We start from the raw sequence: 14,144 nt of genomic DNA, 5'->3' as shown, positions 1-14,144 counted from the left end.
CCTCTTGCTTTAATTATGACTAAATTAAGCCAGTCATCGCTTATTCATTCTGTTCACGTTAACCTATAGTTAGTTAACTGGGATAACCATCATCGTCTCAATGAAAGGTTATAGTTTACTACCGTTATATATTATGTTAGCACAGTGATATGATTTTTTTGACAATAACTATGATAGTTATCTGGCACATTGTCAGAAATCATTAGATCAAAATCAGCTAGGCTACCAATATAAGCAGCTTGCTGTGCATCAAATTTACTGTGATCGACAACCAAAATATTTTGATAAGAACGTGCCATGGCCCTATTTTTCCAATTCACTTCTTGCAAATTAAAGCAGGTGACCCCTTTTATTGAAATCCCCGCTGCCGAAATAAAGGCTTTACTTGGACAAAGAACATCTAAGGGTGAATTGGGGGTAATTGAGGTAAATATGGCATTGGTTTCCATAAATTGCCCGCCACATAAGATCACTTTACAATATTTCTTTTTCTGTAAAGCTAAGCATACATTTAAAGAATAACAGATTGCTGTAAAGCTAAGATAATCATCGATATGGTCAATAATATGCGGTGTCGTGGTGCCGCAATCAAAGAAAACCGTATCGTTTTCTTCAATTAAGCTCGCAGCAAGTTTGCCAATATGCTGTTTTGCTTCAACATGATGTTGCTGTTGATCAGAAATAAAATAGTGCATACCTTGTTTTTGTTCGGTCGCTAACATTAAATAACCACCTAATAAATTGACTGGAAATGCACCACTATCATTCACATCACGACGAAGAGTCATTTCTGAGACCGCTAATAATCTTGCCGCTTCCTTTAAGTGTAGGGTTTCTGCACTTTTTAGTAATTCAACTAGTTTTTGTATTCGATCCCGTCGTTTTCTCATTCGTCAATCCAACTTATTAAGATTAATAACCTTGACTTTCGGTTTTTTGGTTAGCGACAATCGCAATGCCAGAGCTGCTTCCTAACCGTGTCGCGCCAGCCTCAATCATCGCGTTAGCCGTCACTTGATCACGTACGCCGCCTGAGGCCTTAACGCCAATATCTGGACCAACTGTTGCCCGCATTAAGGCCACATCCTCTACCGTTGCACCGCCTGAACTAAAACCAGTAGATGTTTTTACATAATCAACACCGATCTCTTTACAGATTTCACAAACTTGTTTGATTTCTTGCTTAGTGAGTAAGCAGGTTTCTAAAATGACTTTTAATAACACCTCACCCGTTGCTTCATTAACTTGGCGAATATCATCAGCAACGGCGTCAAGATGACCACTCTTAAGCCAACCCACATTGATCACCATATCGATCTCTTGTGCACCGGCTTCAATCGCGGCTTTGGTTTCAAATACTTTGGCTGAAGTAAGCGCTGCACCTAATGGAAAACCAATAACGCAACAGGTTTTTACCTCAGAACCGGCTAAGGTTTTTGCGACTAATGGCACATACCCAGAATTAACACACACTGAAAAGAAATGATGTTGGCGTGCCTCTTCACACAATTTTATGATATCCTGCTCAGTTGCATCCATTTTTAATAAGGTGTGATCAATATACTTTGCATAGTCAATAGATTGGTTACTCATGTTATTCTCCTTTTATTATGCTAACCGTTAAGCAGTTAACATAATAACATAAAATGGGGTAGCAACAACATTTTGCCATTTAAATGTGATTTAAATATCATTTAATCCGGCAAAATAGATAATATTTGTGATAAAATTTACTTAATACAGTAACGAAAATAACACGCTAAAGAGGTTTTTATGCACTATCTTATTGGCTTGATCAGTATTGCAGCCATTATTTTCCTTTCCTGGCTTTTTTGTTTTGACCGTAAAGCAATCCGGTTCAGGCATGTTGGCATTATGATCTTAATACAATTTTTCTTAGCTTTTCTCCTCCTTAACACCTCCATCGGTAATATCATCATTGGTTCTATTAGCAAAGGTTTCGAAATATTATTAAGTTATGCTAATGAAGGCGTAAATTTTGTCTTTGGCAATGTCGTTAATGTTGGTCAATTTAATTTCTTTATTAATGTTTTACTGCCTATCGTTTTCATCTCAGCGTTGATCGGTATTTTGCAATATCTAAAAATATTGTCCTTTATTATTAAAGGAATTGGTTATTTATTAAGTAAGGTTAATGGCATGGGGCGCCTTGAATCCTATAACGCTATCGCGGCGCTGATTTTAGGTCAACAAGAGGTGTTTATCTCAATTAAGAAAGAGCTTCCTTATTTACCTGAACGCCGTTTATATACGCTATGTACCTCTGCCATGTCGACCGTATCGATGGCGATTGTTGGGGCTTATATGAATATTTTAAAACCAGAATATGTGGTGATTGCCATTATTCTTAATCTATTTGGTGGTTTTATTATTGCTTCACTAATTAATCCTTATCAATTAGATGCGCAAGCTCAACAACTTGATGAGATGCCAGAAGAAGGTAAACAGAGCTTTTTCCAAATGTTGGGAGAGTATATTCTTGATGGCTTTAAAGTCGCGGTTGTGGTCGGTGCAATGTTGATCGGTTTTATCGCCTTAATCGGCATGATTAACAGTATTTTTGCGGCTATCTTTGGTATCTCATTTATACAAATTTTAGGTTATGTATTTTCGCCGCTTGCTTATTTAATGGGTATTTCTGGTTCTGAATGCGTGAAGGCAGGTGAAGTGATGGCAACTAAATTAATGTCTAACGAGTTTGTGGCTATGGATTTATTCAATCAGCACCTTGATAATTTTAGTGCACGCTCACAAGCGATTTTATCCGTATTTTTGGTCTCCTTTGCTAACTTTTCCTCTATTGGTATTATTTCTGGCGCATTAAGAGCCTTAGATGAAAAACAAGGACAAGCAATCGCTAAACACGGGTTAAGATTACTTTACGGCGCCTCGTTAGTCAGTTTATTAAGTGCTACGATAGTAGGCTTAGTTTTCGATTTCCATTTTTAATTAACAACATAAGTGACAGATAATAATGAAATATAATATGTTCGCCTTGATAATGGGGTTATTAATTAGCCCTGTGTACGCGTCAACGGTTGATTTGCGCATTTTAGAAACATCGGATATACACGCCAATATGGTCGATTACGATTTTTATAAAGATGCGCATACTGAGCGTTTTGGTTTTACTCGCACCGCCTCTTTAATCAGACAAGCCCAAGCCGAATTTAAAAATAGTGTTCTTGTCGATAATGGTGATTTGATCCAAGGAAGTCCAATGGCAGATTGGGCATTTAGCCAACAACAATGGGATAACGATCGTCATCCTGCCATGAAAGCGCTTAATACCATGAACTATACTGTGGGTAGCTTGGGTAATCATGAATTTAACTATGGCTTAGATTTTCTAAAGAAAGTACTAAGTGGTGCACAATTTCCTTATATTAACGCCAATATCTATGATGCCAAAACTCACCATCCTTACTTTACCCCTTATGTCATTATCAACACCCCTGTTGTTGATCGCGATGGGCAAAAACAGATATTAAAAATTGGTTATATTGGCTTTGTTCCCCCACAGATTATGCAATGGGATAAGAATAATTTAGATGGCAAGGTATACGTTAATGATATTACTGAGACCGCTAAAAAATTTGTACCAGAAATGAAAGCCGATGGGGCTGATATCATTATTGCTATTGCCCATTCTGGCTTATCGACTGATCCCTATAAACTCATGGCGGAAAATTCGGTATTTTATTTAAGTACGGTACCTGATATTAATGCCATTATGTTTGGTCATACTCATAGCGTTTTTCCTGGCAAAAGTTTTGATAATTTAGCGGGCATTGATAGTCAAAAAGGGCTAGTGAATGGCGTTCCGGCAGTGATGCCAGGGCAATGGGGTGATCACTTAGGTATTATTGATTTAACCTTGCAAAAAAATGGCGATCATTGGCAAGTGATCGAGACTCGCTCAGAAGCTCGCCCTGTATTTGATACCGTTAAAAATCAAGCTTTAGTACGCGCGGATCAAACTGTCACTGACGTACTGGCAAATGATTTTCAACATACACGTCAGTACATGAATAAAGTAATTGGAAAAACCAACCATGATCTCTTTAGTGATTTAGTGTTAGTACAGGATAATGAAACCATCCAATTAATCAACGATGCGCAGATTGATTATGTTAAACAGATGATCCAAGGTGATCCTGATTTAGCTGATCTACCTGTGATCTCTGCGGTAGCCCCTTTTAAAGCCGGATCCCGTAAAAACGATCCTACGGCTTATATTGAGATCCCTAAAGGGGAGTTAACCGTGAAAAGTGTTAATGATCTTTATGTTTATGCGAATACATTGGCGGTGGTTAAAATTAAAGGATCCGATCTTAAACAGTGGTTAGAGTGTAGCGCCGGTATGTTTAACCAAATCGATACCACCAACCCAAAACCACAGTATTTAATTAATTGGGATGGATTCCGTCTTTATAATTTTGACATTATTGATGGTGGGATTAGTTATCAAATCGATGTGACTAAACCTGCACGTTATGATGGTAACTGTCAGTTAATAAATGCGCAGTCAGAACGTATCAATCACCTTGAGTATCAACATAAACCGATTGATCCTGATCAAACTTTCTTACTCGCGGCGAATAATTATCGTGCTTTTTCGGGTATTTTTCCAAGCACTGGCGTTGAGCATACCGTCATCAATTCACCTGATCCAGTGAAGGAAATATTAACCCGCTATATTATGAAACAAACTGAACAATATGGCCAAGTGAGTGTCAAAGTAGATAACAATTGGCAAATCAGTCCCGTTCATACGACTACGCCATTAGATATTCGTTTAGAGACCTCTCCAACCGAGGCAGCAAAAACATTTATACAACATCATGCCCGTCATCCAATGACGTTTATTGAGCATGATAGCATTGGTTATGCGGTTTATCGCATCAATTTACAAAATAATGAGTAATCATAGAGGTACATACCATGAGAATGGTGGATATTATTGCAAAAAAACGTGATGGTCACGAATTAACAACCGCAGAAATTGAGTTTTTTGTTAAACAATATACAGATGGACATATTCCTGACTATCAAGCCAGTGCTTTTTTAATGGCCATTTATTTTCAGAATATGACCGAACGCGAACGCGCAGATTTAACGATGGCGATGGTTAATTCTGGTGAGACGGTTGATCTATCAGCGATTGAGGGAATTAAAGTCGATAAACATTCAACAGGTGGCGTGGGCGATACGACAACCTTAGTGCTTGCACCATTAGTCGCTGCGTTGGATGTCCCCGTAGCAAAAATGAGTGGGCGTGGTTTAGGTCATACGGGTGGTACGATTGATAAATTTGAAACCATTCCTGGGTTTAAAGTTGAAATCGATATTGAGGATTTTATCCAACAAGTTAACCGCGATAAAGTGGCAATTATTGGTCAAAGTGGTAATTTAGCGCCAGCGGATAAAAAACTTTATGCACTACGTGATGTCACGGCGACGGTAAACTCTATTCCATTAATTGCCAGTTCAATTATGAGTAAAAAAATTGCTGCTGGCGCGGATGCGATTGTGCTAGACGTGAAAACCGGTGCCGGTGCGTTTATGAAAACACAAGCGGAAGCGGAAGAGTTAGCCCATGCGATGGTAAAAATTGGTCATAATGTCGGCCGTCGTACCATGGCGATTATCTCTGATATGTCACAACCTTTAGGTTATGCTGTGGGTAACGCGTTAGAAGTGAAAGAAGCAATTGATACCTTAAAAGGTCATGGACCACGAGATTTACATGAATTGGTATTAACCTTAGGTAGCCAAATGGTGGTATTAGCGGGTAAAGCCGCGACCCTTGAGCAGGCACGAGAAAAGTTACTTGAAGTGATGCATAATGGTAAAGCGATTGAGAAATTCAAAGAACTCGTCGCCAAACAAGGCGGTGATAGTCGCGTCATTGATGAGCCTGAGCGTTTGCCACAAGCAACCTATCAAATTGCGTTACCAGCGAAACGTAGTGGTTTTGTTACGTCGATGATTGCCGATGAAATTGGTATTGCAGCGATGCAGTTAGGTGCAGGTCGTGCAACCAAAGATGATGTCGTTGATTTCGCAGTAGGCATTGTGCTTCACAAAAAAGTGGGGGATGCGATTGCTGAAGGTGAATCATTACTTACTATTCATAGTAATCGTGCGGATGTTGATGCCATCAAACAAAAATTGTATGACAGTATTGTGATCGCTGAGCAAGGCGCAGCACAACAATTAATTCATAAGGTGATTACTGAGTAGTTAACGTTGACGCCTAAGCTTCTTGTCGATTAGCTTAGGCGTATTTTTTTCGATAAAGGGTGTTGAACCTACACCATCTTACTATTTATATCAGCGATAACAATATAACTACGTATTATGCTGTTTGTTGTTTGTTTTTCGTTTGATTAAATACCATCATAAGAACAAACGCCACTACAGTTAAAAAGATGATATACGCGCCATATGTCGCCAACATATCGACTAGCGAACGACCTCGCATAGCAAAATCACGATAGAAACGATATTGCCATACTAGCGGAAAAGCGTGGCTAAGATAAAAAGCCCATGTGGGTAAAAATCCGACTGCCATGGTTGATCCCCCTAAGATAAATCCAGGTGGTACTAATAGAATCATCTTACTGGCGCCTTCGCCAGGATTAGTGGTTTTCCACGCCAGTAGCATTGCCATCCAACCAAACGCAAGCCCCGTCATAAACACGCTAGGTAAATAGGCAAAATAGTTACCATCAAAACGTAATTGCCCAAAAAGTATAAATATCGCTGAGATTAAGGTTAAAGCAGTCGTATAAAACAAGGTGTACGGTAACACTCTACACATTAACGCTAGGGGTCCGCGCGCTAAGGTTGCTTGCCATAACCCCGTTACTTTTAATCGTCCAATAATCATTAACGATGTTAATCCGTAAGTGATAGAGGAGAAAAAGTAAACAAAGTAAATAATCGGTGAAAGCGTCGCAGCACTTGTTGGATTAAATAAAGAACGTGACTTAAGTTGCATTGGCGATAGTATCGCTTCAGTCGCTTCCCGTCCTTGGGCAAGTGCTGAAACACGCCCGACACTGAATTCCGCTCCTAATTCTGGAATAATTTCATTCAAGTTCTGCGATATTTTGGCATTTTGCGCATCATTGGTATCATCGACAAAATAACCTAATCGCACACTTTTATCCCCTTTCTTTATGCTTTTTTCTAGTCCTTTCGGAATATATAGCACCCCTAAGTTGCGATCATGGGAAACTAACACAATTGGATTGATCGGTGAACGTACGACCTCTGTCACTTGAATAAATGGCGAGGTGTTGATTTGAGTGATTAACTCTGTCGAATAGTGAGAACCATCTAGATCGATAACCGCAATCTTCCCCTCAAACACCACACCATGGCTAAGCAGGATAGAGAACACCAAAGCCACCATCGCCGCCATGCCCATTGCCACTTTATAATAAGGAATAAAGTGGCCAGAAAACATGGCTTCTAGCTCTTCAACCATAGATTTAACGATGTTTTGCATCATTGACCTCAATTGTCATACCGGTTAATAATTTCGGTATATCTTGCATATAAACTCGAACTTGATAGGAGGTTAAATCGGCTTGACCTCGTTCACGTGTCATCCTTAAATCCGCAAACGAAGGGGCGGCGGTGGCAAAGCGTACCGTTCCTTTGACCTGCGTATCTAAAGCAGGCACTTGTGCGGTTAGGATTGTGCCAGGTTGGTAATCGTTGACCATCATTTCATTGACATAAATATCAACATATTTGCGATCGGTCTCTAATAATACCGCAGGGGCACCAGCCGGAACTAATTCCCCTTCTTCATAAAATAGTTTTAATATTTTTCCTGATTCGGGCGCGACTAAGGTAAGTCGTTGATAATTAATTTGTTGCTGTTTGAGCTGAGCTTGTGATTGCGCTAATTGAGCCGTCAATTGGGCAAGTTGATTCGTACGATTTTCTAATTTAGCCCGCGCATTTACAATACTTTGTAATCTCATCCCTTCCGCTTTTTTAGTCTGATTAAATTGATTCATCTGGGCTGGTGTCGCACCGATGGTCAGTGTCGCTAACTGGCTTTCTAATTTAATGACATTCATCTGGGCGGATTTTAAGGTATTTCTTATATTATCTAGTGCCGATTTAGATACATTGTCGGTTTTACCCAATTTAGCATAACGATCAAACTCAATACTTGCTAAGGCCTTGCTAGCTTGAGCCGCTTCTAAATTGGCTTGCATCTCTTCAATCTTTCGCCACGTAGATATCTCTTGTAAATCAATATCCGCTTTTTCAATGTCTATTGCGGTTGTCTCTTGTTGTACTAACGCCTGTTGACCCGCTACTTGTGCTTTTAGGCGATCAATAGCCAATGCGGTATCAGTATCATCTAATACCATTAAAATATCGCCTTTTTTAACCTGTTGGGACTCTTGCACTTGCCGTTTCATCACTTTACCGCCAACATTTTGGAACGCAATATTGATTTCATCCGCCGTCAATACACCTGATTTCAAGCTTTTAGCCACCGTTACGGCATCATTTCGAGAACCAAAATAGATCAGCGTTGACCCAACAAGGAGCAACGATAAGAAAATAAGTGGGATTTTAATGTTTTTATTCATAATTAAGGTTACATTTTAATTAGCTGACTAACTATATAAACAAAGAAAATAATGACGGTGAATGTCACCCTAATGTCGGGACTATTTTTCTTTTCTTAATAGTTTACGCAGCATGAAAATTAACGATTCACGTTCTTGTGGATTAAGGACTTCCGCGAAAGAACGAATGTCGGTCAGATGATCGGGTAACACCGTTTGTAAAAGCGTGACCCCCGTTGGCGTTAGCTCAATTAAACGTGATCGACCATCTTGGTGATTTCTAGTCACTGAAATTAAAGGATCAGGTGCGGCTAACATGCGTTTTATCATAATTGAAACGGTCGCAGGTGTGACACCAATACGTAAAGCTAACTCACTACTGCACGTTTCGCCTTCAGTATAGAGTGACATCAGTAAAGTAAATTTACCTTCGGAGATATCATAATCATTAGCCAACCGTGTATAAATATTAGAACGAATCAAATCCACCGTAGTAATTAGGCTTAGTACCAAATCAACACCAGAGACATCAACTAAATGATTATCCTGTTTTTGTGCACGCGCAAGAATTTCTCGTGTAGGTAGTTTTCTCGTTCGATATTCCATGATGGGATCCTTATAATTAGCCGGCTAATTATATCAGTATTGTTCATGATTGCAACACTTTTACTATTTACAACTAAGTTGCTTAACTCAATTGGCTATGACTCATCAATTTTAGTGATTTGACTGATAATCTTGCCTTCTCTCAGCTGAGTAATTAACGATTGACCTATTTTTACCTGTTTATTACTGGTGATCACGGTCCGCTGGTCATTGGTCGTAATCGAATAACCGCGAGATAAGGTTTGTAATGGACTAAAGTGATGTAACTTTTCCGCCAATAACGAAAAACGGTATTGTTGCTGATTTATATAGTTTTGAGATAAATAATTAAAGCGCGCTTGTAACGCCTTAAATCGTAATTGTTGACGATTAAGTTGTTTTGCTGGTGAATAATGAATAAGGCGCGTAGTTTGACGCCGTAACTGTTGTTCACCCGCATTTAAGCGTTGCTGAATGACCTCAGTCAAACGATTTAAGCTGCTTTCTAAATGATTCTGTTGTCGTGTTAAACGTAACTGCGGATGTTGCTGCGATAAACGGTGTGCCAACTTTGTATAAACATCTCGCTGTTGTAAAATAAAATAGTCCATCGCCATAAACAGATGTTGTTGCATTCTGGTTAAACGATTTAACTGTTCTTGTTTATCTTTACTCACTAATTCAGCAGCAGCAGAAGGGGTGGCCGCCCGCAAGTCAGCGACAAAATCGGCAATAGTCACATCTATTTCATGTCCTACTGCGCTAATAATTGGAATATGACTAGCAAAAATGGCGCGGGCAACGATTTCTTCATTAAACGGCCATAAATCCTCTAGGCTACCGCCACCTCGACCAACAATTAAGACATCACATTCATTACGTTGATTGGCGATGGCGATCTTTCGACTAATTTGTGCCGCGGCTTCATTGCCTTGGACTAAAGTCGGATAGAGAATAAGCCGCAGGCTAGGATCGCGCCTTTTGAGAATTTGGCAAATATCATGCAGCGCGGCTCCGGTTGAGGAAGTAATAATACCGACGGTACGAATAAATTCGGGTAATGGCTGTTTAAACTGTTGTTCAAATAGCCCTTCTTGTTGTAACTGCTGTTTTAGCTGCTCAAACCGTTGTTGTAATAAACCCGTACCTGCTGCTTGCATTTTATCAACCACTAACTGGTATTCACCGCGCGCCTCATATAATGTTACCGTAGCACGGATTAAAACTTGTTGACCATTTTGTGGTAAAAATCCAGTACGAAAATGGTGATGACGGAACATCGCACAGCGAACTTGGGCCCGATCATCTTTTAACGTAAAGTACCAATGTCCCGAGGCGGGTTTAGCAAAATTAGATATTTCGCCAATTAGCCAAACTTGCCCAATAGCATCAGTGAGTAAATCTTTTACCATCTGATTCAGATCATTGACTGACATTACATGATTGGGGATTGATGACATCATAGCGAGGTAAACTCCGCCCAGATTGGTGCATGATCAGACGGTTTCTCCATGGCTCTTAATTCATAATCGATACCCGCATTAAGGGTATAGGTCGCTAATTTTTGACTGGCTAAAATTAGGTCGATACGTAACCCAGTATTGGTATCAAAACCACGAGAACGATAATCAAACCATGAAAATTGGTCATTAACCTGCGGATATAGACTACGAAAGGTATCTATATAACCAAGATCCAAGAGTTGGTTTATCCACTGGCGCTCTTCTGGTAAAAAGGAGGTCTTCCCTGTACGTAACCATCGCTTTTGACTCTCAGGCGGAAGACCAATATCGTGATCGGTAGGCGCGATATTCATGTCGCCCATAATTAAAATTAACTCATTTTGGCTATCTCGCTGTGCAAGTAACGCATGTAGATCATGATAAAACTTACGCTTCATAGGGTATTTAACGGGATGATCTTGACATTCACCTTGCGGAAAATAACCATTAATAACAGTAATATTGCCCTGCGCACTGGGTAGCTCAACGCTCACTAAGCGACATTGCGCCTCATCATCGTCATCAATAAATCCTTTTTGTTGTGATAATGGCTGGGCTTTGGTTAATAACGCGACGCCATAATGCGCTTTTTGACCATGATAGGTAATATGATAACCAAAACGCTCTAACGCCGCTAATGGGAATTGCTCATCATGCACTTTTGTTTCTTGTAAACCAATGACATCGGGTTGGTGCTTGTCGATGATAGCGGCTAATTGCTCAATTCTGGCACGAAGACCGTTAATGTTAAATGAGATAAATTTCATAGGATAATATAGTTAAGTCGTTTTAGTTATCCTATCAGAGATAATTACACTTGTTAAGTGCCGCCTAATTTGCGTATGATAAGTGTTCTTGTATATGCTTATATACGATTAATGAGGAAAAGGCGATATCCTATGCAACATAATCTTGGATTTGTGACGCTTTGCCAAACAGCAGCAAAGCAAGTAAAAGAGATCAGTATAGCACAAGTAAAAACCTTAATGGATAACAGTAAATTACCTTTATTTATTGATGTAAGAGAAGATAACGAGTGGCAAGTGGATCATCTACCGTTTGCGATTCACGTAGGGCGAGGCATTCTTGAACGGGATATTGAAACCTTAGTTCCCAATAAACAAACACCCATAATTTTATATTGTGGAGGGGGTTACCGTTCTATACTGGCTACCGAAAGTTTACAAAAGATGGGATATAGTCAAGTCATATCTATGCGTGGCGGTTATCGTGGCTGGAAAGAAGCAGGGTATCCACTAATTACTGAATAACATTCCACCATAAACATAACATATTGATTTTTATATAAAAATAAACAAAAATTTAGCATATAAAATAATAATTATTTGCTATTGAATTATGCTATTATGACGACGCGTTTATTAACATTTAGGTTTATAGTAAGCAATGGATATTCAGTTATATCTAAAGTTTTTCTTTGGGTTATGTGCATTAGTTAATCCTATTGGTATTTTACCGGTTTATATCGGCATGACAGATGATCAGGATCCTGCTCAGCGTCAGCGCACTAATTTTATTGCCAATGTTTCGGTGGCAATTATTTTAATTGTGTCATTGCTGATGGGAAATACTATCCTGCATTTTTTAGATATCTCTATTCATTCGTTTAAAATTGCGGGCGGGGGATTAGTGATTTTTATTGCGATGGGGATGATTAATGGTAAATTAGGTGAGCATAAACAGACCAAACAAGAATTAACCGAATCAATCGTTAGACAAAATATTGCTGTGGTGCCATTAGCATTGCCACTATTAGCCGGTCCAGGTGCGATTAGTTCCATGATTGTATGGGGAACACGATACCAAGATAGATGGTCCGTTCTTGGCTTTATTATTGCCATTGTTATTTTTTGTAGTTGTTGTTGGTTATTATTTAAATCCGCCCCATTGATTATCAAATTATTACGACAAACGGGTATTAATGTCGTCACACGTATTATGGGATTACTATTAATGGCGATGGGCGTTGAGATGGTGATTAGTGGGTTACGAGCAGTATTTCCAGCGTGGGTTTAAGCCAATTATCACTCAATAAAAATAACTAAAAGAGGTAATTTTTTATGACATCAGAGTTAGATAACTGTCGCCAACAAATTGATCAGCTTGATCGGTCATTATTAGTCTTACTTCAACAACGTTTAGATTTAGTTAATCAGGTTACTGAAATTAAATCGCAATTAGGTTTACCCCTTTACGCGCCAGAACGTGAAACGGCGATGATAAAACATTGCCGCGATGAGGCCAAGCAGCTTGGTTTATCCCCCGATCTAGTCGAAGATATTTTACGACGTATTTTTCGTGAGGCCTATAACAGTGAATCGACAGGACGTTTTAATAAAACCTTTGTTGGCAAAGGCAATATCGTTATTGTTGGTGGTAATGGCTTAATGGGACAGCTATTTAGTCGCTTATTTACCCAAACAGGCTATCACGTCCAAACGCTAGGCGCTCAAAGTTGGGATCAAGCACCAGCGCTAATCGCCAATGCTGATGTGGTGATTATTTCCGTTCCCATCAATAAAACCGTTGAAATTATTCAACAATTACCCCCTTTACCCGAAAATTGCTTATTAACAGATTTAACGTCAATTAAACAAAAACCACTTGAGGCGATGTTACAACAGCATCATGGTCCCGTTGTTGGACTCCATCCCATGTTTGGTCCCGATGTGCCAAATTTAACTAAACAAGTGGTGGTCGCTTGTGAAGGTCGTTATCCAGAAAAATATCAATGGCTATTGCAACAACTGCAAATTTGGGGGGCACATATTTATCCTATTGCGGCGTGTGATCACGACCGCAGTATGTCATTTATCCAAGCCCTACGACATTTCTCCTCTTTCTCCTATGGCGTCAATTTACAACAAGAACACGCTAATCTTGATCAACTGATTGCTTTATCCTCACCCATTTATCGCTTAGAATTGATGATGATTGGTCGCCTTTTTGCCCAAGACCCACAGCTCTATGCGGATATTATTATGTCCTCAACGGATAATATCGAACTGATTAAACGTTATTACAATCGGTTAGGTCAACTTATCCAGCTAGTGGAAACGGGTAATAAAACTGCGTTTATTCAAAATTTTAATGAGGTCTCCACTTGGTTTGGTGACTATGCACAACGCTTTATGGATGAAAGTCGTACCTTGTTAAAATTAGCTAATGATAATCGGGTTTAGTGGTTGGTTTTGAGATGAGGATGAAAAAAGGGATATTGGGTATTTTTTAATCCGTACTGAGCAACGGATCATATTCTTGTCATTTTTTGCATAAAACAACAAGCAATACCCTTTTTAAAACAGACGATATCTCGCCCTTTGCCCCGCAGGCAAAGCAATATATTCATCGCTGTTTATACCGTTAGTTGACGGCTTATCCAATAAAAATAGTTTAGCCATAAACGCCA

The 14,144-nt window shown here is 39.4% G+C and carries 13 protein-coding genes; 6 read left to right on the top strand and 7 right to left on the bottom strand.

All coding sequences use genetic code 11. The features are described 5' to 3' along the window. Positions 1 to 131 precede the first annotated feature (131 nt). A complete protein-coding gene (gene deoR / locus O970_RS04050; RefSeq protein ID WP_024495880.1) occupies positions 132 to 890 on the bottom strand; it encodes a DNA-binding transcriptional repressor DeoR in 759 nt (252 codons plus the stop codon). A 22-nt stretch (positions 891 to 912) separates the two neighbouring features. Beyond that, entirely contained in the window at positions 913 to 1,593 is a 681-nt protein-coding gene (deoC, locus tag O970_RS04045) for a deoxyribose-phosphate aldolase (protein WP_024495879.1), read from the bottom strand. A gap of 180 nt (positions 1,594 to 1,773) precedes the next feature. Between deoC and O970_RS04040 the strand changes: the two genes are divergently transcribed. The 3 genes from O970_RS04040 to O970_RS04030 are packed head-to-tail and all read left to right on the top strand — an operon-like array spanning position 1,774 to position 6,267. Then, a complete protein-coding gene (locus O970_RS04040) occupies positions 1,774 to 2,970 on the top strand; it encodes a NupC/NupG family nucleoside CNT transporter (protein WP_024495878.1) in 1,197 nt (398 codons plus the stop codon). 22 nt (positions 2,971 to 2,992) lie between these two features. Then, positions 2,993 to 4,948 carry a bifunctional 2',3'-cyclic-nucleotide 2'-phosphodiesterase/3'-nucleotidase gene (locus O970_RS04035; protein WP_024495877.1) on the top strand — a complete coding sequence of 652 codons (1,956 nt, stop codon included), beginning with the start codon at positions 2,993 to 2,995 and terminating at the stop codon, positions 4,946 to 4,948. 17 nt (positions 4,949 to 4,965) lie between these two features. Next, on the top strand, positions 4,966 to 6,267 hold the full coding sequence (locus O970_RS04030; RefSeq protein ID WP_024495876.1) for a pyrimidine-nucleoside phosphorylase: 1,302 nt from the start codon (positions 4,966 to 4,968) through the stop codon (positions 6,265 to 6,267). A gap of 115 nt (positions 6,268 to 6,382) precedes the next feature. Here O970_RS04030 and O970_RS04025 read toward each other — a convergent pair whose 3' ends face one another. The 5 genes from O970_RS04025 to xthA form a co-directional block, all read right to left on the bottom strand. Next, positions 6,383 to 7,540, bottom strand: coding sequence for an ABC transporter permease (locus tag O970_RS04025; RefSeq protein WP_024495875.1), 1,158 nt, complete (start codon positions 7,538 to 7,540; stop codon positions 6,383 to 6,385). Beyond that, positions 7,524 to 8,648: an HlyD family secretion protein gene (locus O970_RS04020; RefSeq protein ID WP_036562593.1), complete on the bottom strand. Its 1,125-nt coding sequence runs from the start codon at positions 8,646 to 8,648 to the stop codon at positions 7,524 to 7,526. Before O970_RS04020 ends, O970_RS04025 begins: the two co-directional genes overlap by 17 nt. 81 nt (positions 8,649 to 8,729) lie before the next feature. Continuing rightward, a complete protein-coding gene (locus O970_RS04015) occupies positions 8,730 to 9,233 on the bottom strand; it encodes a MarR family winged helix-turn-helix transcriptional regulator (protein WP_024495873.1) in 504 nt (167 codons plus the stop codon). Positions 9,234 to 9,328: 95 nt separating this feature from the next. After that, entirely contained in the window at positions 9,329 to 10,675 is a 1,347-nt protein-coding gene (gene xseA / locus O970_RS04010; RefSeq protein WP_024495872.1) for an exodeoxyribonuclease VII large subunit, read from the bottom strand. Next, a complete protein-coding gene (xthA, locus tag O970_RS04005; RefSeq protein WP_024495871.1) occupies positions 10,672 to 11,481 on the bottom strand; it encodes an exodeoxyribonuclease III in 810 nt (269 codons plus the stop codon). Before xthA ends, xseA begins: the two co-directional genes overlap by 4 nt. 132 nt (positions 11,482 to 11,613) lie before the next feature. Between xthA and O970_RS04000 the strand changes: the two genes are divergently transcribed. The 3 genes from O970_RS04000 (at position 11,614) to tyrA (ending at position 13,917) form a co-directional block, all read left to right on the top strand. Further along, entirely contained in the window at positions 11,614 to 11,985 is a 372-nt protein-coding gene (locus tag O970_RS04000; RefSeq protein ID WP_024495870.1) for a rhodanese-like domain-containing protein, read from the top strand. A gap of 136 nt (positions 11,986 to 12,121) precedes the next feature. Further along, the gene (locus O970_RS03995) at positions 12,122 to 12,751 is read left to right on the top strand and encodes a YchE family NAAT transporter (protein ID WP_024495869.1); all 630 of its coding nucleotides are present in this window, start codon (positions 12,122 to 12,124) and stop codon (positions 12,749 to 12,751) included. 44 nt (positions 12,752 to 12,795) lie between these two features. Continuing rightward, on the top strand, positions 12,796 to 13,917 hold the full coding sequence (gene tyrA, locus O970_RS03990; RefSeq protein ID WP_024495868.1) for a bifunctional chorismate mutase/prephenate dehydrogenase: 1,122 nt from the start codon (positions 12,796 to 12,798) through the stop codon (positions 13,915 to 13,917). The last annotated feature ends 227 nt before the right edge of the window (positions 13,918 to 14,144 follow it).

The organism is Candidatus Schmidhempelia bombi str. Bimp (genome assembly GCF_000471645.3).
GTDB classification, from domain to species: Bacteria; Pseudomonadota; Gammaproteobacteria; order Enterobacterales; family Orbaceae; genus Utexia; species Utexia bombi.
This window is presented reverse-complemented; position numbering and strand designations above follow the sequence as displayed.